The organism is Kitasatospora sp. NPDC093806 (assembly GCF_040683335.1).
Lineage (GTDB): Bacteria > Actinomycetota > Actinomycetes > Streptomycetales > Streptomycetaceae > Kitasatospora.
The window spans coordinates 1-21,097 of the sequence record NZ_JBFBDO010000110.1 but is presented as its reverse complement, the minus strand read 5'-3'; the positions used below and the strand labels follow the sequence as shown (position 1 = coordinate 21,097).

General features: G+C 73.6%; 19 protein-coding genes and 1 tRNA gene. 7 read left to right on the top strand and 13 right to left on the bottom strand.

The features are described from left to right. Positions 1-16 precede the first annotated feature (16 nt). Complete coding sequence (locus AB0N76_RS33055; RefSeq protein ID WP_363563531.1) at positions 17-1,375, bottom strand: hypothetical protein; 1,359 nt, start codon at positions 1,373-1,375, stop codon at positions 17-19. Positions 1,376-1,541: 166 nt separating this feature from the next. On the opposite strand from AB0N76_RS33055, the gene AB0N76_RS33050 reads away from it, so the two are divergent. After that, a tRNA-Val gene (locus AB0N76_RS33050) sits at positions 1,542-1,616 on the top strand. 87 nt (positions 1,617-1,703) lie between these two features. Here AB0N76_RS33050 and AB0N76_RS33045 read toward each other — a convergent pair. The 12 genes from AB0N76_RS33045 to AB0N76_RS32990 all read right to left on the bottom strand — a co-directional run bounded on the left by AB0N76_RS33045 (position 1,704) and on the right by AB0N76_RS32990 (position 14,447). Next, positions 1,704-3,059, bottom strand: coding sequence for a hypothetical protein (locus AB0N76_RS33045; RefSeq protein WP_363563529.1), 1,356 nt, complete (start codon positions 3,057-3,059; stop codon positions 1,704-1,706). Further along, positions 3,056-3,559: a MaoC family dehydratase gene (locus AB0N76_RS33040; RefSeq protein ID WP_363563527.1), complete on the bottom strand. Its 504-nt coding sequence runs from the start codon at positions 3,557-3,559 to the stop codon at positions 3,056-3,058. The genes AB0N76_RS33045 and AB0N76_RS33040 overlap by 4 nt, the downstream gene beginning before the upstream one ends. Beyond that, complete coding sequence (locus tag AB0N76_RS33035; protein ID WP_363563525.1) at positions 3,556-4,560, bottom strand: ornithine cyclodeaminase family protein; 1,005 nt, start codon at positions 4,558-4,560, stop codon at positions 3,556-3,558. Before AB0N76_RS33035 ends, AB0N76_RS33040 begins: the two co-directional genes overlap by 4 nt. A 28-nt stretch (positions 4,561-4,588) precedes the next feature. After that, on the bottom strand, positions 4,589-5,599 hold the full coding sequence (gene dmpG, locus AB0N76_RS33030) for a 4-hydroxy-2-oxovalerate aldolase (protein ID WP_363563523.1): 1,011 nt from the start codon (positions 5,597-5,599) through the stop codon (positions 4,589-4,591). Continuing rightward, the gene (locus tag AB0N76_RS33025; protein ID WP_363563521.1) at positions 5,596-6,540 is read right to left on the bottom strand and encodes an acetaldehyde dehydrogenase (acetylating); all 945 of its coding nucleotides are present in this window, start codon (positions 6,538-6,540) and stop codon (positions 5,596-5,598) included. Before AB0N76_RS33025 ends, dmpG begins: the two co-directional genes overlap by 4 nt. After that, the gene (locus tag AB0N76_RS33020; RefSeq protein ID WP_363563519.1) at positions 6,527-7,420 is read right to left on the bottom strand and encodes a CoA ester lyase; all 894 of its coding nucleotides are present in this window, start codon (positions 7,418-7,420) and stop codon (positions 6,527-6,529) included. The genes AB0N76_RS33025 and AB0N76_RS33020 overlap by 14 nt, the downstream gene beginning before the upstream one ends. After that, on the bottom strand, positions 7,417-8,688 hold the full coding sequence (locus AB0N76_RS33015) for an aminotransferase class I/II-fold pyridoxal phosphate-dependent enzyme (RefSeq protein ID WP_363563517.1): 1,272 nt from the start codon (positions 8,686-8,688) through the stop codon (positions 7,417-7,419). Before AB0N76_RS33015 ends, AB0N76_RS33020 begins: the two co-directional genes overlap by 4 nt. Then, positions 8,685-9,509: a cupin-like domain-containing protein gene (locus AB0N76_RS33010; protein ID WP_363563545.1), complete on the bottom strand. Its 825-nt coding sequence runs from the start codon at positions 9,507-9,509 to the stop codon at positions 8,685-8,687. The genes AB0N76_RS33015 and AB0N76_RS33010 overlap by 4 nt, the downstream gene beginning before the upstream one ends. A gap of 214 nt (positions 9,510-9,723) precedes the next feature. Further along, positions 9,724-10,956: an MFS transporter gene (locus tag AB0N76_RS33005; RefSeq protein WP_363563515.1), complete on the bottom strand. Its 1,233-nt coding sequence runs from the start codon at positions 10,954-10,956 to the stop codon at positions 9,724-9,726. A gap of 128 nt (positions 10,957-11,084) precedes the next feature. Further along, positions 11,085-12,563: an aminopeptidase P family protein gene (locus tag AB0N76_RS33000; protein WP_363563513.1), complete on the bottom strand. Its 1,479-nt coding sequence runs from the start codon at positions 12,561-12,563 to the stop codon at positions 11,085-11,087. 139 nt (positions 12,564-12,702) lie between these two features. Continuing rightward, positions 12,703-13,242 (bottom strand): nitroreductase family protein, encoded by a 540-nt coding sequence (locus AB0N76_RS32995; protein ID WP_363563543.1) that lies wholly within the window; start codon positions 13,240-13,242, stop codon positions 12,703-12,705. 20 nt (positions 13,243-13,262) lie between these two features. Beyond that, positions 13,263-14,447 carry a GNAT family N-acetyltransferase gene (locus AB0N76_RS32990; protein ID WP_363563511.1) on the bottom strand — a complete coding sequence of 395 codons (1,185 nt, stop codon included), beginning with the start codon at positions 14,445-14,447 and terminating at the stop codon, positions 13,263-13,265. A gap of 333 nt (positions 14,448-14,780) precedes the next feature. Between AB0N76_RS32990 and AB0N76_RS32985 the strand changes: the two genes are divergently transcribed. From AB0N76_RS32985 to AB0N76_RS32960, 6 genes are all read left to right on the top strand, one after another. Further along, positions 14,781-15,536 carry a hypothetical protein gene (locus AB0N76_RS32985; protein WP_363563509.1) on the top strand — a complete coding sequence of 252 codons (756 nt, stop codon included), beginning with the start codon at positions 14,781-14,783 and terminating at the stop codon, positions 15,534-15,536. After that, positions 15,533-16,819: an aminotransferase class III-fold pyridoxal phosphate-dependent enzyme gene (locus AB0N76_RS32980; protein WP_363563507.1), complete on the top strand. Its 1,287-nt coding sequence runs from the start codon at positions 15,533-15,535 to the stop codon at positions 16,817-16,819. The genes AB0N76_RS32985 and AB0N76_RS32980 overlap by 4 nt, the downstream gene beginning before the upstream one ends. 21 nt (positions 16,820-16,840) lie before the next feature. After that, positions 16,841-17,956, top strand: coding sequence for an alcohol dehydrogenase catalytic domain-containing protein (locus AB0N76_RS32975; RefSeq protein ID WP_363563505.1), 1,116 nt, complete (start codon positions 16,841-16,843; stop codon positions 17,954-17,956). 95 nt (positions 17,957-18,051) lie between these two features. Next, positions 18,052-19,209 carry a pyridoxal phosphate-dependent aminotransferase gene (locus AB0N76_RS32970; protein WP_363563503.1) on the top strand — a complete coding sequence of 386 codons (1,158 nt, stop codon included), beginning with the start codon at positions 18,052-18,054 and terminating at the stop codon, positions 19,207-19,209. Continuing rightward, positions 19,185-20,192 carry an aldo/keto reductase gene (locus tag AB0N76_RS32965; RefSeq protein WP_363563541.1) on the top strand — a complete coding sequence of 336 codons (1,008 nt, stop codon included), beginning with the start codon at positions 19,185-19,187 and terminating at the stop codon, positions 20,190-20,192. The genes AB0N76_RS32970 and AB0N76_RS32965 overlap by 25 nt, the downstream gene beginning before the upstream one ends. Then, positions 20,189-21,097 (top strand): hypothetical protein (locus AB0N76_RS32960; protein WP_363563501.1); only part of this gene is annotated, 909 nt, incomplete at its 3' end. The genes AB0N76_RS32965 and AB0N76_RS32960, both read left to right, overlap by 4 nt.

The window sequence follows — 21,097 nt, the reverse complement described above, 5'->3', positions numbered from 1 at the left end:
CCGCCGCCGAGGTTTGTTACCGGTGCCCGCCGCCGAGGTCGTCGCGGATCAGCTCCACCACGTTCGCCGCCGTCTCCCGCACCGCGGCCAGCTCGGTCAGGAACCGCCAGTAGTCCGGGTGCCGCCCGGCCGCCTCCAGCTCCGCCACCGCGCGGTCCAGCCGCGCCACGGCGGCGTCCAGCGGACCGGCGTGCCGCGGGTCCGGCGCGTGCCGCCCGGCCATCGCCAGCCGCTGGGCGTCCCGCAGCGCGAACCGGGCCCGCTCGATCTCCTTGTGCGGATCGTGCTGCACCTCGTTCAGCTGCCGCAGTCGGTCGTTCACCGCGACCACCGAACCGTCCGCGGTGTCCAGCAGCGCACGCACCGTCCCCAGCGCGGCCGTGGCGTCCGCCCAGCGCTGCTCGTCCCGCGCCCGGGCCGCCTCGGCCAGCTTCGCCTCCGCCGCCCGCCCGGTCTCCAGCACCTGGTCCGGCACCCGCTGCAGGTCCTGCCAGCACGCCGCCGAGAACCGCCGGCGCAGCTCGCTCAGCGCCGGATCCACCGTCCCCGCCTTCGTCTCCAGCGCCTGGATCCTGGTCCGCAGGCTGGCCACCCGGCGGTCGATCTCCCGGGCCCGCTCCGGCAGCTGCCCGGCCTCCGCCGCCAGCGCCTCCGCGCGCTCCCGCACCCGCTCCGCGCGCTCCAGCGTCGCGGGCACCCCGTGCCCGGCCACGCCCTCGTTCAGCCGCCCCAGCTCCGGCGCCAGCTCGGCCAGCCGCGCCGCCAGCTCGTCTGCCCGCAGCCCGGCGCCGCGCGCCGCGTCCAGCGCGTTGCTGGCCCCCAGCAGCGCCCGCTTGGCCTGCTCCACCGCCGGGGTCACCCGGATCAGCTGCGACTCGGCCTGCTCCACGGACGGCTGCAGCTTCCGCAGGAAGTCGTTCAGCTCCGCGAGCGCCGACCCGAGCTGTCCCTTCACGTCCTCCAGCCGGCGCTTGGCCTGCGCGGCCGCGCCGGACTCCAGCTCGTCGGCGTCCAGGTCGTGCGCGTCCAGCGCCGCCAGGTAGTTCACGGTCACCTGGTCGACCCGGCCGGAGATCGCCTCGAAGTCCGCCACCGCCCGCCGGGCCGTCGCGCTCTCCCCGACCGAGCGCACCGTCTCCACCGCCAGCCGCACCTCGCGCTGCGCCGAGTCCACCTCGTAGAACGCCTGCTGCGCCGCGTCCCGGGCCGCCCGGGCATCCGCCCGCGCCCCGTCCCCGCCCCGCCGGCCCCACCAGCCCCCGCCGGCCCCGAACGACGCCGCCCCCGCGGCCCCCAGCGCCCCCGCGACCACCAGCGGCAACACCAGCGCCTCGGCCACCCGCCGCCCCCGCCCGCTCCCGCCGGCCACCCTCACTGCGCACTCCCTGGTTCCCGACCGCTGATCCACCACCCATTCTTCCCGATCACCCCACCCCACCGGCACCCCACCCGTCCCACCCCCCGACCACCCGCACCACACCACCCCCCGGGACCAGGTACCCTAGGCTCTCGTCGTGCGCCCGAACGGGACCCACGACCGGGGGCGCGTAGCTCAGTGGTAGAGCGCCGCTCTTACAAAGCGGATGTCGGCGGTTCGAAACCGTCCGCGCCCACCAGGGGAAAATGCCCCGGACCGATCTTGGTCCGGGGCATTTGACGTCTCGGGGTGACGGCAGTTGGGGAACTGGTGGGGAGGGGAAGGGTCAGAGGGTTACCACGGTGTTGTCGGAGCTGCCGGTGCCGGAGATGCTGATGACGCCGGAGCGGCCGTTGCCGAAGAAGCGGGCGAAGATGCCGGCGGGGCGGCCGTTGAAGAGGAGGGGGCCGAGGACGGGGGCGATGTCGGCGTCGTAGGGGTGGTCCTCGTCGTCGGAGACCATGGCGAGGCGGCAGGTCTGGGGTTCGACGAGGTCCTGGACGATGCTGGTGCCCGATTCGGCGGCCTCGGTGATCGCGGCCTCCCACTCGGCGGGGTCGGTGTCGCGGCCGATGCGGACCTGCTTGCCGCTCATGCCGATGCCGGCCTTGAGGACGAGGGTGTCCCGGTGCTCGACGGCGTGCGGGACGAGGTCGACCTTGCGGCCGGCCCGGTCGGTGCGGCGGTGGGAGAGGACGCGGGTCCACGGCAGGTAGCGGTCGACCAGGGCGCGTTCGGCGGTGCTCATCCAGGGGCGGCCCTCGGAGAGCATGCCCATGGTGAGCTTGCTGGACATGAAGGTGCCGGTCTGGGTGCCGATCAGCAGGCAGTCGTGGTCGAGGGCGGCCTGGACCGGGGCGGTGTCGATGCCCAGCGCCTCCCAGTCGGGGATGGTGAAGTCCCGCAGCCCGAGCGGGTAGCGCAGCTCGGGCGGGCAGTCCCAGGCCTGGTGGAGGTCCTCCGGTTCGAAGAAGCGGGAGATCAGGCCGTTGCTGTTGAAGTAGTCGACCTGGAGGTCGAAGTACCGGGTGTGGTCGCCCTGGTCGCGGGCGCTGCCGAGGAGGGCGACCCGGGGGGCCACGCCGAGTTCGGCGGCGAGGCTCTTGAACATCTCGGTGCGGACGGCGAACGGGTCGATGTGGCCGAACGGGAGCGCGCCCCGGTCGTCCGCGTAGAGCTCGCGCCAGACCGCCATCCGGCAGCGGGTCTCCACCGTGCCGCCGAGCGCGGCGTTGACGTTGAACTCCAGGAACTTCGGCCCGTCCGGTCCGATCACCACGTCGGGGCGGGCCACGCAGTCGGCGTACCGCTCCTCGACGAACTGGTCGGCGACGAACAGCTGGTCCTCGCTGGCCGGCATCCGGTAGGCGGCGAGGCGTTCGGCCGTGGTGGGGGCGCTCTCCAGGGCGGTGCGGCGCACCAGGTCGAGCAGGGCCGCGGAGACCCGGAACAGCTCGGCGGCGGAGGAGCGCGGCAGGGTGAGCGGCGCGGCGGGCAGCAGCGGCTGGTAGGGCAGGCCGATGTCGCGGAACTCGTGGCGCAGCATCTGCCTGATGCGGTCGGCGGACGCGACGGGGGCGAGCCGCTCGGTGCCGAACCAGGGGTGGCCGGCGGCGGGGAGGAGGTGGGACGAGGGTCTCACGCGCCGGCCTCCGCGTTCTCGCGGCAGCGGACCATGAAGGAGCGCTCGAAGACGATGACGGTCTCGCCGGTCGACTTGCTGCCGGTGGTCTCCACGGTGACGATCCCGCAGCCGGGGCGGGACTTGGAGAGCCGCTTGTCGAGGATGCGGCTGGTGGCGTACAGCGTGTCGCCGACGAACACCGGGTCCTTCAGCCGGACCTTGTCCCAGCCGAGGTTGGCCACCGCCCGCGCGGACAGCGCCTGTACGGTCATGCCGCCGACCAGGCACAGCGTGATCCCGCTGTTGACCAGGACCCGCCCGTACTCGGCGCCCGCCCCGTAGTGGCGGTCGAAGTGCAGCGGGTGCTGGTTCATGGTCAGCAGGGTGAGCCAGGTGTTGTCGGTCTCCGTGAGGGTCCGGCCCGGCCAGTGGCGGATCACCATGCCGGGCTCGAAGTCCTCGTAGTCGCCGCCGTGTTCCTCGACGTACTCGTTGTCCTGGACGCGGCGTAGTGTCATGAGCCGTTCTCTCCGGTGTTCCCGGCCGCGGTGGTGGCGGCCGTGTAGAGCGCCGCTGCCGCGGCGGTGTCCTCGATGGCCATGCCGACGCAGCGGAACACCGTGGTCCGCCGGTCGGGTCCGGCTGGTACGGCGGGCGCGGCGCCCCGGCACAGGTCGCCGAGCGCGTGCAGGTCCTTCTCCTCGATCAGGCCGGCGGCCAGCGCGGCCCGCACCTCGCCGGCCTCCGCCACCGCGGTGGGGCCGTCCTCGACGACGTTGTAGGCGGTGGCGAGCAGTGCCGGTTCGACCTCGATGGAGTCCTCGTGGGTGCCGCCGATCACGTTGAGGTGGGCGCCCGGGGTCACCCACTCGGCCCGCACCAGCGGGGTGGCGTCGCTGGTGGAGGTGGTGGTGCAGATGACGGCGGCGCCGGTGACGGCCTCCTCGACGGAGTCGCAGACGGTCGCCTCGATCCGGCCCCGCGTGGTGTCGCGGACCCAGCGCGCGAACTCCTCGGTCCGCGCCGGGGTCCGCGAGTACACCCGCACCGAGCGGATCGGGCGGACCGCGGACACCGCCAGCACCGAGGCGCGGGCCTGGACGCCGGCGCCGATGACGGCGAGCGAGTCGGCGTCCTCGGGGGCGCACAGCCTGGTCGCCAGGGCGGCGACCGCGCCGGTGCGGACGGCGGTCAGTTCGGCGCCGTCGAGCAGGGCGGTGACCCGGCCGGTCTCCAGGTCGGTCAGCACGACCACGCCGTGGATCAGCGGCAGCCCGCGGCCCGGGTTGTCCGGGGTGAGCGTGGTGATCTTGACGCTGCCGACGCCGCGCCGCTCCCAGACCGCGGTGCCGGTCACCAGCTCGCGCTCCGGGCCGTGCTGGACGACGGTGCGCGACGGCGACTCGGTCCGGCCGGTGGCCAGGTCGGCGAACATCTCGGCCAGTGACTCGACCACCTGGCGCAGCCGGTCCTCGCCGGCCATCGCCGCGGCGTCGATGGTTATCGGGGCATGGGTCATGAGTGGGCTCTCCCGGCACACGGTTCGGTCATGAGGCGGCTCTCCCGGCGCTCAGTTCGGCGACCACGTCGACGATCAGGTCCTCCTGGCCGGCGATCGCCTGCCGCCGGCCGAGCTCGAAGAAGACGTCGCGCGGGTCGACCCCGCCGCGCCCGGCCGCGTCGAGCACCTGCGCCTTGAAGCCGGAGAAGACGCCGGCCAGGCCGCTGACGATGCCCAGCGAGCCGGTGACCGGCGGGGCCGGCATCAGCTCGCGCTCGGCGAACTCGGCGGCGTCCAGCACCCCGTACAGGTCGATGCCGGTGCTGAAGCCGGACCGCTCCAGGACCGGGACCAGCACTTCGAGCTGGGTGTTGCCGGCGCCGGCCCCGAAGCCGCGGGCGCAGCCGTCGATGATCCCGGCCCCGGCCCGGGCGGCCGCGACGGAGTTCGCCACCGCCATGCCCAGGTTGTTGTGGCCGTGGAAGATCACCGGCACGTCGACGGCCCCGGCGATGGCGCCGATCCGCTCGGTGACGTCCTGGGGCAGGAAGTGCCCGGCGGAGTCCATGATCCCGACCGCCTGCGCCCCGTACCCGACGGCGCGGGCGGCGTGCTCGGCGAGCTCGGCGGGCGTGGCCATGTGACTCATCATCAGCACGCAGTGCGCGTCGGCGCCCTCCTCGCGGAGGAAGCCGAGGTGGCGCTCGGCGAGCGAGGTCTCGGTGCAGTGGACGCCGATGCGGACCACGTCGGCGCCGTGCGTGAGCGCCTTGCGCAGGTCGGCGGAGGTGCCCCAGCCGGGGAGCATGAAGACGCCCATCCGGCTGGTGCGCAGGGCCTCGCGGACGGTGGACAGCATCAGGTCGTCGCTGACGGCGGCCCGGCCGACCTGGACCGAGGAGGCGCCGAGGCCGTTGCCGTGCCCGACCTCGACCACCGGGATGCCGGCCGCGTCGGCGGCCTCGGCGTAGCCGCGCAGGGCGTCGACGCCGAGCCGGTGGCGGACGGCGTGCTGGCCGTCGCGCAGGGTGGGGTCGTGGATCACCACGTGGGTCATCGGCCCGCCTCCGATCCGACGGCGGGCACGGTGGCGGAGGCGCCGAGCCCGGCCGTGTACTGCTCGGCGACCAGGATGGCCGCGGAGTCGATGATGTCCAGGTTCCCGGCGTAGCGCGGCAGCACGTCGCTGTGCGCGGTGACCTCCAGCGCGACCACGATCCGGTCGCCGGTCACCGTGCAGGCGGTGACCCGGTACCCGGGCTGGTGGGCCCGGACCCGCTCGGCCGCCTCGTCGACGACGGCGCGCACCGCTTCGAGCGTGCACCCGGGGGCGACCGCGTGGACGGCCGTGCGGAAGTTGGCCGGCGGCACGGCGGGGCTGATGTTGAGGATCGCCTTGGTGTCCCGGACGCCGGAGAACGCGGTGAGCGCGGCCTGCGTGGTCGCCACGTACTCGTCGAGGTTGAGCCGGGTCGCCCGGCCCGCGCTCTCGCTGGCGACCGTGGAGACGACCTCCAGGTACTCGATCGCGAAGCGCTCGGCGAGCGCGTGCGCGACCGGGATCGAGGCCTGTCCGCCGCAGCTGATCAGGTTGACGTTGCGGCCGGCCTGCGGCCGCGTCCCGGTGACGGTCGGCACGACCATCCGGCCGACCTTGCTGGGGGTCAGGTCGACGAGCAGGGTGCCCAGCGGTTCGAGCAGCCGCCAGTGCTCGGCGTGCGACATCGCGTTGGTGGCGTCGAAGACCACGTCGAACGGCCGCGGGGCGGCCAGCAGGCCGTCGATGCCGTCGGCCGTGGTCGGGTAGCCGAGCTCGGCGGCGTACCGCAGGCCGGCCGAGTCCGGGTTGCGGCCGGCGACCAGCCCGCACTCCAGCACGGGGGAGCGGTGGATCTTGGCGACCAGGTCCCGGCCGATGGCTCCGGTGCCGATGACGGCGACGGTGGCGGTGCCGGCCCCGCCCGGGCGGGCGGGGCCGAGGGTCTCAGCGAGGGTCACGGCCGACCCCCTCCAGGTCCGCGCCGGTGCGGCCGAACCGCTCGGTCCAGGCGTCCCCGAGCGCGACCGTGGTGCGGGCCCGGCGGGCGAACGGCGGGCCGACCATGTTGCCGTCGAGGACGGCGATCCCGCCGTTCGCCGCGCGGACCGCCTCGTCGACCCGGCGGGCCTCGCCCAGCTCCGCCTGGTCGGGCCGCAACGCCCGGTTGATGGTGGGGAGTTCGCGCGGGTGCACGGTGGCCTTGCCGTGGAAGCCCAGCTCCCGCACCCGGTCGATCTCCTCGGCCAGGACGGCCGGTTCGGAGATCCGGTAGTTGGCGGTGTCGATGCAGGCGGTGCCGTACCGGGCGCAGGCCAGGGCCATCGCCTGCCGGGCCGCGAGCATGCCGGCCCAGGTGATCTCGACGCCGAGCGCGGTGGCGAGGTCCGCCGAGCCGAGGACCAGCCCGTCGGCGGCCGCCGCGATCGCGTCGATGTCGGCCACGGCGGCCGGGGTCTCCAGGGTCACGTAGACCTCCGGGTGGACCCCGGCCGAGGCGAGGGTGTCGCGCAGGAGCGACACCTCGACCGCGGACTCGACCATGGTCATCACGATGAACCCCGGCTTGACCGGGCACTCGGCGAGCAGTTCGAGGTCGTGGACCGCCTCGATGCCGCCCAGCGGGTTGACCCGGACCGCGATGGACGCGGGCTCGGGGGCCAGGGTCAGCGCGGTGCGCAGGATCTCCCGGGCCGCCGCCTTCTGCGGCGGCGGGACGGAGTCCTCCAGGTCGATCAGGTGGACGTCCGCGTCGTAGGTCCAGGCCTTGGCGACCCGGTCCGGCGACAGCGCGGGCGTGTACAGGATGCTGCGGGGTATCGCCCTGGCGGCCGGCGTCATCCGGTCACCCCGTCCGGTCGGGGCGCCGGCTTGGCGCCGACCTCGACCAGTACCTGGCTCAGCCGGCGGATCTGCTCCTCGGTCTGCCCGGCGCGCATCATGACGCGCAGTCCGGCGGTGCCGCGGGCGACGATCGGGAAGAACACCGGGGAGACGTAGAAGCCGGCCTCGATCACCTGGCGGCCCGCCTCGATCACGGTGGTGTCGCTCATCGGCACCAGCCGGATCGGGAAGGTGCTGCCGGCCTGGTCGGTGTCGATCAGCGAGTCGAACAGGTTGATGTTGGAGTACAGCTTGTCCTGGAGCGTCTTGAGCTCCCCGGTGCGGTGGATCTCCGCGGAGGCGAGGCTGGCCCCGACCGAGGGGGTGTTGAGCAGCTGCGAGTAGTTCAGCGCTCCGCCGAAGCGCTCGATCACCCGCAGGGTCTCCTTGGAGTGGCCGTCGAGCACGATGGCCGCCCCGCTGGTGCCGAAGGCCTTGTTCAGGGTCATCACGGTGATGGTGCGCTCGTCCAGGACCGGGCTGTGGCTGCGGACGTAGCCGACGCCGCGCTCGCCGTACGCGGACAGCGAGTGGGAGTCGTCGTAGTAGACCACCAGGCCGTACTTGTCCTGGAGCGCGGCCAGTTCCTGCACCGGCGCGTAGCCGCCGAGGCTGTCGCTGCCGTCGCAGACGTAGGCGACCTGCTCGTACTTCTTGCAGGCGTCCTCGATGAAGTTCAGGTCGTGGTGCGGGGAGGTGACGACCTCGGTCTCGTCGGCGCAGACCGGCTTGACGTTGGACATCGACACGTGGGCGTTCTTGTCGAAGATCATCAGCGGCCGCTTGCCGGTGCCCAGGTGGCCGGAGGCGATCAGCGGCAGCAGCCCGAAGGTCGCGGTGCTGGCGGCGATGGAGCAGATCACCTGGGCGCCGAACAGCTCGCCCAGCGAGGTCTCCAGCTCCAGCATGGCGGGGATCTGCACCCGGCTGCGGGCGATGCAGTGGTCCAGCACGCCGTAGCGGCGCAGCGCCTCGATGCCGCCCTCGATGACCTTGGGGTGGGAGTCGAGGTCCAGGTAGGAGCAGCAGCTGAAGTTGACGAACTCGTGGCCGTCCGGGACGAACTCGTGGCCGGGGACGGCGCGCAGCATGCTGCCGTCGTAGTCGGCGACGATGCCGGCCAGGCCGTTGCGCTCCGACATGTCCCAGAACTCGTTGCCGATCCCGACCAACTTGTCGTTGTTGCGGTACCGGTGGGTGGGGGTGATGGTCTTCCGCTCGGTCATGACGCCGCCTCGGTCGCCTCGTAGTTGTAGATGCCCTTGAGCTTGCGGTACACGGCGGTGTAGATCGCCACGCCGAGCACGTACGGCCGGCGCAGGATCTTCGGGTCGTACAGCCAGAAGTTCATGTTGATGTTCATGTCGTCCAGCGACTCGGCCTGGTGCCACCAGCCGAGCGGCAGGTAGAGCATCTCGCCCGGCTCCAGGATGAGTTCGCGGCGCTGGGCCAGCTTGGCCGCGAGCTTGGGGTAGCGGGCCCAGTCGACCTGGTCGAAGTCGAAGACCTGGGACTTGTCGCCGAAGCCGTCCTTCAGCGAGCGCGGGTAGTACTCCCAGAAGCCGGGCGGGGCGAGCACGAAGCGCTTGCGGCCCTCCAGGCAGACGTTGAAGTTCTCCAGCTCGTCGAAGTGGCTCTGGGTGAACACCCCGCGGTGGCTGATCCACAGGTTGGCGGCGTTCAGCGAGCGGCGGCCGTGCGCGAACAGCTTCGCGGCGTCGAAGCCGAGGATCTTGTTGACGTCGGCCGGGCTGTTGCGGATGTTGGAGACGATCCGGTTCCAGGTGCCCGGGTCGTTCAGGTACTTCTCGTCCTCGAAGAACTCGCGCAGCCGGATGTCCCGGGTGTGCCAGCGCTCGGAGTTCTGCTTGTTGCTGGGCTCGGTGAACAGGGTCACCGACATGTCGCCGAGGCGTTCGGCGACGCCCTCCCGGCCGAGTCCCTCGGTGCCCCGGGGGAGGGTGATGATGACCGGGACGTCGGCCCGGATGAGGGCTCTCGGCCCGAAGGCCATGAACTGGTCGAACGGTATGCGGGGGACCGGCAGGCCCCCGAGGGTCTGCGCGGACGCGGGGTACGAAGTGCTCACAGTCCTGACCTCGTCGGTGTTTCCCGCCGATTGCCCGGCGGTTGGGGTCGGTTGATCGCGAAACTGCCCGGACTCGTCGAACGCCGGGGTGGAGCCGGGGCGGTTGCCCGCCCGGGTGGTGAAGGTCTGTCGGTTGTCCGGATCCGGGGTGGTGCGTCGGGTGCTCGGGTGCTCAGGTGCTCGGGAGTTCGGCCGGGGCCTTGCCGCGCAGCGCCGACTGCGCCAGCAGGCTCAGCACCAGGGCGACCAGCCCGCCGACCGCGGCGATCTCCGCCGCCCGCGCGGAGCTGTCCACGTCGGCCAGGTGCCCGCCCACGGCGGTGCCGGAGGCGATGCCGAGCGCGCCCATGCTGGTGAGCCAGGAGAACGCCTCCGAGAGGGTGCCCTTGGGGGCCACTGACTCCAGCACGGTGCTGCCGGTGATCAGCGCCGGGGAGATCGCGACGCCGGCCAGGACGGCGAACACGGCCATCGCGTAGGAGGAGTCGGTCAGGGCCAGCGGGACGGCGCTGAGCGTCAGCACGCCGGCGGTGAGCGGCAGCAGCCGGCGCTGCGGCATTCGCCACTCCATCACGCCGAAGGCCGCTCCGGCGATCAGGCTGCCGGCCGCCTCCAGGGCCAGCAGCGCGCCGCCGAGCCCGTTGGAGTCGTGCTCCTGGCCGAACGCGACCAGCATGACGTCCACCGCGCCGAACTGGAAGCCCAGGGCGCCGTAGACGATCATCATCACCCAGACCCCGGGCACCGCGATCGCCCACTGGCGGCGGCCGCCCCCGGCGGCCTCGGCGGCCGGTTCGGAGCGGCGGTGCAGGGCGACGAACACCGAGCCGGTGGTGGTGAACACGGCGCAGGTGACCAGCCCGGCGGCCGGGTGCAGCGCGGCGGCGATCCCGGTCGCCAGCAGCGGTCCGACCAGGAAGATCGTGTCGTCCAGCACGGACTCCATGGCGAAGGCGGTCCGCAGCGTCCCCTGGTCCACCATCACCGTCCAGCGGGCGCGCATGAAGGAGCTGAACGACACCGAGGAGCAGCCGGGGGCGACGGCCGCGAGGACCAGCAGCCACAGCGGCGCCTCCAGCAGGATCGCCGTCACCAGCACGGCCATGCCCACCGCGTGCGCCACGCAGGCGGTGAGCAGGATCCGCCGCTGGCTGTACCGGTCGGCCAGCCGGCCCAGCACCGGGCTGGTCAGCCCCTGCGAGATCAGCATCGCGGCCGCCACCGTCCCGGCGTCGCCGAGCGACCCGGTGGACGCCGAGACGGCCAGCAGGCAGCCCAGCGGCCGCATCGCGATCGGGAGCCGGCCGACCGCCCCCCAGAGCGCCAGCGGTGTGGCGCCGGGGTTGCGCAGCAGTCGGAGGTAGGGCCCGAACACCCTCCTCGGCTCCGTGGTGCTCCCGGACACGTTCCCCCTCCTGGTCCTTGCGCCGCCGGGTGGGCGGCGCGGTGGTCGGCGGCGCCGGCGCGCGCCGGCCGGGGTACGGCCGGGCGCGCGTCGGTGCCGTGGTGCGGGTGGCTGGTCGCCGGTGGGTGTCAGGCCCGGAGTCGGGCCATCCAGTCCTCGATCTCGTCCGCCCGGCGGGGCAGGGCGGACGACAGGCTCTCGTTGCCGTCCTCGGTGACGAGGATGTCGTCCTCGATCCGGATGCCGATGCCGCGGTACTCGGCGGGCACCGTCAGGTCGTCGGCCTGGAAGTACAGCCCCGGCTCGACGGTGAGCACCATGCCGGGTTCGAGCGTGCCGTTGACGTACGTCTCGGTGCGGGCCACCGCACAGTCGTGGACGTCGAGGCCGAGCATATGGCCCGTGCCGGTGAGGGTCCAGCGTCGGTGCAGGCCGAGCTCGAACACCTCGTCGACCGTCCGGTCGCCGAACAGGCCCCAGGAGACCAGGTGTTCGGCCAGCACCCGCTGGGCGGCGTCGTGGAAGTCGCGGTAGGCGGCGCCGGGCTTGACGGCGGCGATGCCGGCCTCCTGGGCCGCGTACACCGCGTCGTAGATCCTGCGCTGGAACGGGGTGAAGGTGCCGTCGATCGGCAGCGTGCGGGTGAGGTCGGCGGTGTAGAAGTTGTTGGTCTCCACACCGGCGTCGAACAGCAGCAGCTCGCCGGGGCGCACGTCGCCGTCGTTGCGGACCCAGTGCATGATCGTGGCGTGCTCGCCGGCGGCGCAGATGGTGCCGTAGCCGACCGCGTTGCCCTCGACCCGGGCGCGCAGGAAGAAGGTGCCCTCGATGTAGCGCTCGGAGGTGGCCACCGCCTTGTCGAGGTTGCGGACCACGTCCTCGAAGCCGCGGGCGGTCGCCTCGCAGGCGTAGCGCAGCTCGGCGATCTCGAACTCGTCCTTGACCAGGCGCTGCTCGGACAGGAAGACCCGGAACTCCTCGTCCCGCTCGGCGGTCACCTTGTCCCGCAGGGCCGCCTCGACGCCCTCGTCGTAGCCGCGCAGCAGACGGATCGGGCCGGTGGCCTCGCGCAGCCGGCGCTCCAGGGTGTGGACGTCCCGGCAGGGCAGGCCGAGCAGCCGCTCGTTCTCGGTGAGGCTGTTGCGGCGGCCGTCCCACAGCTCGCCGTGGCCGTCCAGCCAGAACTCGCCGTTCTCCCGGTTGGAGCGCGGGCGCAGGTAGGCGAGGGCCCGGTGGCCGCCGTCCTCCGACGGCTCCAGCAGCAGGACGCCGTCCTCGGTCTGGTCACCCGTCAGGTAGAGGTAGTCGGAGGAGGGACGGAACGGGTAGTGGGTGTCGTTGGCCCGGACCTTGGGGTTGCCGGCCGGGACGACCAGGAGCTCGCCGGGGAACCGGGCGGACAGCTCGGCCCGGCGGCGGGCGGTGTGGGCGGCCTGCGGGATGGGTTCGAGCTCGTGCCGCTCGGTGTCGGCCCAGCCCTGCCGCATGTTCTCGTCGAGCTCCTCGCTCACCGCCGCGGTCAGGCCGTTCTTCCGCTGGGGTATCGGCTTGGCCGCGGCGTCCTCGGACGCCTCGGGGGCCCGGCCCTCGGTCGGCTGTTCGGTCATGACTGCCTCCTGAATCGGATCGATCTCGGCTGCTCCGGCCGGCGGCCGGTCGCCCGGGGACATGATCCCCGGTCCGGGGGTCGCGCGGGCGAGGTGACGGGTACTCGACGGGTGGCCGGTGGGCCGTCCGCCGGGTGGCTCAGCGGGTGGTGAGCACCGTCAGGTGCCCGGAGAGCTCGGGTGCGGACCGGCGGGTGGGCGGTCCGGTGCGCACCGGTGTGCCGATGTCGACGGCGCCGAGCAGGCGTTCGCCCTCGGCGAGCCCCAGCAGTTCGCGCAGGGCCGGGCTGCCGCACAGCCGGCCGGTGCGCCAGATGCTGCCGTAGCCGCGGGCGTGCAGCAGGAGCATCAGCGCGTGCGCCATGGTGGACCCGGCGGCCAGCTGCTCCCACTCGGGGACCTTGTGCCCGGGCCGCGGGGCGAAGACCAGGAAGGCCCGCAGCGGCGCGCGCAGGGCCTTGCGCCGCACCTGCTCGCGGTCCTGGGACGGGGCCTCGGCGGCGAGCGCGTCGGCGGCCGAGGCCAGGGCCTCGTCCCGGGCCAGGACCCATCGCCAGGGCCGGAGCCGGCCGTGGTCGGGGGCCATCGCGGCGCCCTTGAGGAGGTAGCGGAACTCGTCGTCGCCCGGGGCCGGTTCGGCCAGGAGCTGTTCGCTGCGGCGGGTCAGCACCGCGGTCATGACGTCCAAGGGGGGTCCCTTCAGAACCGGGCGGCGGCCGGCACCGGCGTGGCGGGGTGGCCGCCGTCCCGGTGCGGGTCCAGCGCGTCGACGACCCGGGTCAGGTGCCGGTGGGCGGTGGCGGACAGCGGCTTGAGGTAGGTGTGCTTCTGGGTGGGCCGGCAGCCGCGGCCGAGCTTCGCCTCCTCGGCCTCGATCGAGTACTCGATCTTCCGCAGGCCCCGGCCGATCGCGTGCTCGATGGTCGCGTAGTAGACGAGGTCGAAGTAGAGCGGCAGCCCGGGCCGAAAGGAGTAGTCGATGCCGAGGGTGCGCGGGTGCAGGGTGTCGCCCCGGCGGACGCACTGGGCGAAGGCGATCTGCCGGCCGTCGGCGTCCAGCGCGACCAGGTAGCCGACGTCGCCGGGGAAGGCGGCGGCCATCTCCCGGTGCTTGGTGCGCAGTTGGTCCTCGTCGACGGTGTGTCCGTACTTCCGCAGGACCTGGGTCTCCATCGGCAGCAGCACGTCCAGGTCGATCCGGTCGGCCGGCCGGTAGTCGTAGCGGACGCCGGCCTCGGCGACGGCCTGGCGCTCCTTGCGGATGTGCCGGCGGCGGTGGCTGGCGAACCGGGCGACGTAGTCGGCGAACTCCCCGGCGGGCAGGTCGAGGACGCACTCGCGGTCGCTGCGGAAGCTGCGGTAGCCGTGCTCGGCGAGCCGCTCGCGCAGCCGGGTGTCGGTGTCGTCGACGAAGAGGAAGACCATGCTCTCGGCGCCGCCGTCCCGGGCCAGCCGCTCGGCGGCGGCCAGCGTGGCGTCCGTGGCGGCGACGGCCTGCCGCTCCGTCAGGCCGTCGGCGGTCAGCAGCCGGCTGTCCGATACCCGGCGCCCGCCGCACACCAGCGCGGGCAGCAATCCGCTTGCCGCGGCGGAGAGTTCGGGGCTCATCGGGACGCCGCGCAATTCCGCCACTCTGTCGACGAACAGATCCGGGCGCAGAAACGGCCAGGGGGCGGAATCGGGGGCCAGCGGATAGCAGGAAAGGGCGGACACCAGGGGGCCGTCGGCGCCGTCGCGGGTGAGGACGTAGCGCGGTGCGCCGTCCGCCGCCTTGGCGTCGATGGCCAGCCACCCGGCCGAGTGGAAGAGGTCGTCCGACGGGACGAGTCCGTCCCAGCCGGCCGCCCGCACAGCCTCCGGATCAGCGACCAGGGTGCTGTGCACTGCGGCCTCCGTGGTGATCGAGTGTGTCATGTCTTGGCAAGAAACCCCAGTCTGCATGGGGTGTGACGTCCAGGCAAGCCCCGTCGTGATCTCCGTTTGTGATCTCCATTGCGGCGCCCTTGCCCGGATTTGGGGGCTTCGGTGGAGGTTTGCCGCAGTCAACTCCGCCTGTCAACACTTGCCAAGTGTTGACAAGATCGGGTTGCCGGAGCCTAGAGTTCCGGTCGTGGCGCCCCGGCCCCCTCCGAGCGGCCCGGGCCATTCGCCGACGAGCGGTCTGCCGTCGTGCCCCCTTTCCCTCGCATTCCCGAGCAATTCCCCGGAGGTATTCCCATGGCTGGGACCATCGACGTCGCCGGTATTTCGCTGAGCCGTTTCTGGCACTGCTTCGGCACCGAGCGCCACCGCGCCTCCATGGAGACGGTCGTCGGCCTGCTCAAGGCCTCCGGCACCAACGTCCTCCCGATCAACACCCACCGGCTCGACGAGCGGCGCGACCGCTCCGCGCTGGAGCACGGCTTCGACGGGGTCGGCTACGACGCCCTGGGCGAGCACGTGGACACCGCGTCCTACGTGAAGATGCTCAACATCAACCTGCGCACCTCCGCCGAGGCCGCGGTCGCCGCCACCAAGCTCGCCTTCGAGATGACCGGCGAGCGCGTCCTCAAGCTGGAGGTGCTCAACCCCTCGCTGCGCGGCTCCCAGGACGGCGAGGTCGTCGAGGCCGCCCGGGTGCTGTCCGCCTGGGACCCCTCGCTGATCGTCCTGCCGCTCATCTCCAACGACCTGGACACCGCCAAGGCCGCGGTCGACGCCGGCTGTCCGCTGCTGCGCGTCATGGGCTCCGACATCAGCTCCCGCGCGGGCATCACCGACGCCGGCGTCTTCGAGGAGATCTGCACCCTGGGTGTCCCGGTCGTGCTCGACGGCGGCATCGGCGAGGTGGAGCACCTGCAGCGGGCGGCCGACCTCGGCGCGGCCGGCGCCCTGGTCAACAGCGTGCTGTTCGACCGCGCCGACCAGGCCCCGGTGAGCGTCATGGAGGAGTTCGCCGCCGCCGCCGACCGGATCTTCGGCAGCCACCTGTGACGGCGACCGGGCCCGCCCGCCCGATCCGCCTCTCCGCGAACACCCGGCCGCGCCGCGGCCACCTGAGCGTCACCGGCGGCGCCGGCGCGGTCTTCCGCACCGCCGACGGGCAGTCGTTCACCGACCTCAGCAGCCAGACCCTCAACCTGCTGTTCGGCCAGGCCCACCCGGTGGTCACCGAGGCCGTCGTCGACCAGGTGCGCACGGCCACCTTCTTCGACCAGGACTTCGACTCGCCGTCGGACCTGGCCGCCCTGCACCGGCTGGCCGCCCTGCTCCCGGACCACCTGCTCGCCTTCAACCTGCGGATGTCCAACGGCTCCGACGCGGTGGAGAGCGCGGTCAAGCAGGCCCGCCGGGCCACCGGCCGCTCCCGGGTGCTGACCGTGGACGGCATCTACCTCGGCCAGACCACCCAGGCCATCCACCTGCGGGGCTGGGGCGAACCGCCGACCGACATCCTGCGCGGCTCCACCGAGGACGTGGTGCGCGCACCCCTGCCGTACTGCGCCGAGGACGACCACGACCCGGCCGACTGCCCGGTGGAGAACGGGGAGCACCTGCTGCGCGCGATCGAGCGCGACCAGGACGTGCTCGCCTGCGTCCTGCTCGACCCGATCATGATCAGCAGCGGGGTCTTCGGCGGCCGGCACGGCTCGATGGCGCTCCTGCTGCGCCGGGTCGCCGAGGCCTGCCGGGCCACCGGCGTCCCGCTGGTGATGGACGAGTGCCAGACCTTCGGGTGGGTGCCCGACCACACCCTGGCCGGCCACTGGGGCCTGCGGCCGGACGCGCTGGTGCTCGGCAAGGGGGTGGCCGGCGGCTTCCCGCTGGCCGTCTGCGCGAGCACCCCGGAGCTCGACAACCTCCAGTGGGGCGAGGCCGACTACACCCACGGCGGGCACCCCGCCTCGGTCGCCGCGATGGCCGCCACCTGCGGCCTGCTGGCCGACCCGGCCGAGCGGGACCGGTTCGCCGAACTCACCCGCGTCCTCGACGAGTCGCTCGCCGAGGACGGCCGCGGCACCGCCCGCGGCCGGGCCACCACCCGCAGCCGGGGCATCGGCCTGATCCGCGCCCTGGAGGTGCTGACGGACGGCCGCCCCGCCGCCCCCGAACTGGTCCGCGCGGTCTCCGACCGCTGCCTGCGGCAGGGCGTGTACGTCCGCCCGTACGGCAGCAACCTCGGGCTGAAGCCCTCCCGGGTCATGCCGCCGGAGCTGCTGAAGTCCGCCCTGGCGACCGTCCAGGACGCAATCGACGCCGAACTCGCCGGTGTGTGACAGGTGTTGGAAAGGAATCCGATGACAGGCAACGCACGCGTCGCGCTCTGGGACGGCGAGGGCATCAGCCTCCGTGACGTGACGCTCCCCGACCACCCCCACCGGAGCCGGGTCGAGGTCGTCGCCACCGGCATCTGCGGGACCGACCTGCACGTGCTCAAGCACGGACCGGCCGTCGACCCGCAGGCACCGCTCAGCCTCGGGCACGAGATCGTCGCCCGGGTCGAGCGGGTCGCGCCCGGCCAGCTGGTGGTCGGCGCCGAGCGGGTCTCCGAGGGCGACCTCGTGGTGCTGGTCCCGGGCGCGGCCTGCGGCCGGTGCGCGATGTGCCAGTCCTTCGGGGCGCACGAGCACCTCTGCCCAAGCCGGGTGGTGCACGGCTTCTCCACCTACCGGCCGGACGGGGACTTCGCGGTCGGCGGCTTCGCCTCCCGGATCTCGGTCGCCGAGGGCATCTCGCTGGTCAAGGTCCCCGAGGGGCTGGACCGCAAGCGCGCCGCCCTCGCCGAGCTCACCTCGGTCGCCGTCCGCGCCGTGGAGCGCGCGCTCGGCCAGGGCCGTCCCGACATCGGCATGGGCAGCCTGGTCGGCGGCACCGCCGCCGTGCTCGGCACCGGCCCGGTCGGTGCCACCGTCGCGCTGGTGCTGCGCGCCGCCGGCATGGACGTGCGCTGCTTCGAGCCCGGCGAGTGGCGGGCCGCCTACGCGGCGCGCGAACTCGGCCTGGACGTCCAGCGGATCGACGGCGGCACCGACTACGTGGCCGGCGCGGTCGCCGACACCCCGTACGGACTCGGCTTCGACGTCGTCATCGAGTGCGCGGGCGAGCCCGCCGCGTTCGGCGCGGCGCTCGAACTCGCCCGCCGCGGCGGCCGGGTGGTCGAGCTCGGCCACTTCATCTCCACCGGCACGCTGGCCGTCGACCCGTCCGTCATCTGCCGCAAGGACCTCGAAGTGGTCGGCTCGGTGCTGGCCCCGCCCACCGCCTACCCCAAGGCGATGCGGCTGCTCCAGCGCGAGGACCTGCCGTTCGACCGGATCATCAGCCAGGAGATCGGCCTCGGCGGCCTGACCGACCTGGCGACCGTCCTCGGCGAGCGCGACCACATGAAGCGCGTGGTCGACCCCGCCGCCTGAGCGCCGTCCCGCCGCCCGGCGCCCGGCCCGGGGCCACCCCCGGGCCGGCCCACCGCACCCCAGAGCCGATGAGACCCCAGAGCCGATGAGGAACCATGCCCGCCGCCTTCCGTCCTGACCTGCCCATGTCCGCCGTCGCCGGGATCGCCGAGAAGGCGGCCGCGGCCGCCTGGCCCGACGTGCTCCCGCTGGCCGGCGGGGAACCGCGGTTCGACCCGCCGGCCGAGGCGCTGGCGGCGCTGCGCGACGCCGACGTCTGGCAGCTCACCAAGTACTCGCCGTTCAAGGGCTATCCGGAGCTGCTCGCCGGGATCCAGCGCAAGCTGGCCGCGGTCAACGGCCTGGAGGTGGGCCTCGACGAGCTCATCACCGTGCCCGGCGGCGCGGCCGCCCTGTTCACCGTGCTGGGCACCCTGGTGCACGGCGAGCGCCGCAAGGTCGTGCTCACCGACCCGTGCTGGGAGCACTACCCGAACATCGTCACCGCCGTCGGCGGCCGCTCCGAGCTGGTCGGCACCGTCCCCGAGGGGCCGCACAACCGGATCGACCTGGACGCGCTGGCCCGCGCCGTCGACGGCACCACCGCCGCCGTACTGCTCAACTCGCCGCTCAACCCGACCGGTTCGATGCTCAGCGCGGAGGAGATCGAGGCCGTCGGCGCGATCTGCGCCCGGCACGGCGCTCGCCTGGTCGTCGACGAGGAGTACGAGACCTTCGTCTACGGCGACCGCCGGCACGTCACCGCCCGCGCCGTCCGGCCGGACGCCATCTCGCTGTTCAGCTTCTCCAAGAGCTACGCCCTCACCGGCCTGCGGCTCGGCTACGTCACCGCCGAGCCCGAACTCGTCGAGGCCTTCAAGCGGTTCGGCCTGTACAGCTACATGTACCCGGCCAGCCCCTCGCAGCTGATGGCGGCCGCCCTGGTGAACGCCGACCTCACCGAGTACACCGAGCGGGTCCGGGCCGAGTACGAGGCCAAGGCCCGGCGCTTCTCGGCCGCCCTGGACGCGCTGCCCGGCGTCGAGTGCGACATGCCGGAGGCGGGCGTCTACGTCTTCCCCCGGATCGCGCTGCCCGACGGCTCCTCGGCCGGCCAGGAACTCATCGACCACCAGCACCTGCTGTGCGTCCCCGGCGACGTCGCCGGCGCCACCGGCCGCGGCCACGTCCGCTTCTTCCTGGGCGTGGACGACGCGGTGATCGACGAGGCGGTCGCCCGGGTGGCCGCCTGGACCAAGGGCGAACGGCGATAGCGCCGCCCGCGCACCGGCTGGTCCTGGGCACCCTGCACCTCGCGCTGCTCCCGCCGGACGAGGGGTACCGGCTGCTCGACGCCTTCGCCGAGGCCGGCGGCCGGGCCGTGGACACCGCCGCGTTCTACGGCAGCGGCTACGTCGAGTCGGTGCTCGGCGGCTGGCTGCGGCGGACCGGGGCCGGGCTGCGGATCACCACCAAGATCGGCCACTTCGACCGGCCCGCCGACTACCGCGACGGCCGCCGGATCGAGCGGGCCGTCGCGGCCGCCGCGGACCGGCTCGGCACCGTCCCCGACGAGGTCCTGCTGCACGAGGGCGACTGGGCCTGCTGGTGGGACGGGGCCGCCGACCCCGGCACCGTCGCCGCCCCGCCGGCCGGCACCGGACTGCCCGCCTGGGACACCCTGCGCGAACTCGCCGGGCGCGAGGGGTTCGGCACCGGGCTGTCCGGCAACCACGCCGAGGTGCTGCACGCCGCCGCCCGGCGGCTCGGCGCCGACCGGGTGCTGGTCGCCAAGCAGTACGACCTGCTCTGGCGCACCGCCGCCCCGCTGCTCGCCGACCCGGACCGGTCCGTGCTGCTGGGCGCGCCGTTCCACCAGGGCGCGGTGCTGGACCTCGCCGCCCTGGCGGCCGGGGCCCGCCGGGACGGCGACCCCGGCCTCGCCGCGGCCGCCGACGAGGTGGCCCGGCTGCTCGACCGGTACGGCCTGACCCCGCTCGACGCGGCGGTGCCGTTCGCGCTCGCCGAGCGGCGCGCGGCCGGCGTCTGCGTCGGACTGTCCGGGGTGCGCGAACTGGCCGACCTGGTCCGGGCCGCCGACCGGACGCTCCCCGCCGAACTGCTCACCGCGCTGCGCCGCACCGGCGTCCGGCGCGGCCCGCGGCCCGGCCCCGGGCTGCGCCCCGAGTACCTCCGCCCCGCCTGGGACCCGCCCTCCCTCCCTGCTTCGACGACACCCCAAGGAATCCGAACGTGATCACCAAGCCCTTCCTCAAGCCGGCCGTCACCTTCGACGCCACCGGCACCGACGTGGCCGCCTACTACCGCGGCCGCAGCTACGCGCTGGGCCTGCCCGGCGGCACCGCCGTCGCCGCGGCGCTGTCCGCGCTGGACGGCCGGCGCGACGCGGACGCCGTCGCCGCCGTCTCCGGCCTGGACGAGGCCGCCACCGGGCGGCTGTTCGCCGCGCTGGCCGGCACCCCGCTGGTCCTGGAGGGCGAGGGCCTGGTCGGCCCGGTGGGCGTGCGCACCGGCCGCGAGGCGTTCTGGCGCCTGGAGGCCCAGCTGTGGAACTTCCGCCAGGCCGGCCGCACCGCGGGCCTGCACGTGCCGCGGCTGTTCCACGAGGTCGGCGCCGGCCGCGCGCCGGTCGACGTGGTCAAGGGCTTCTGCCTGGAGATCTGCCACCAGGTCTCGAACGCCCCGACCGAGATCTCGCTGGCCATCGCGCACGCGCCGACCAAGGAGATCCGCGACCTCTACATGCACTTCTACGAGGAGGAGTACAGCCACGGCGACATCCTCCGGGAGGCGCTGGCGACCTGGATCCCGGACGCGGGCATCGCGGCCGCCGTCCCGCTGCCCTCCACCGCCGGGATGCTGGCCAACTACAACTGGTCGGCCGAGAGCGACCCGCTGATGTACGCCGTCGCCCTGATGCGCGACGAGGGCAGCCCGCTGGACGCCGTGAACCCGCCGGAGACCGACGTCTACGCCGCCATGAAGACCCACTACGAGGTGCCGGAGAAGGTGGTCGACCGCTTCGAGTGGCACGCCAACCTGGACACCGACAACGACCACGGCTTCTTCCCCGAGCGGGTCTTCGCCCAGGTCCAGGTGGTCGACGACGCCCGCTACGCGCGGCTCACCAAGGCCGCCCGC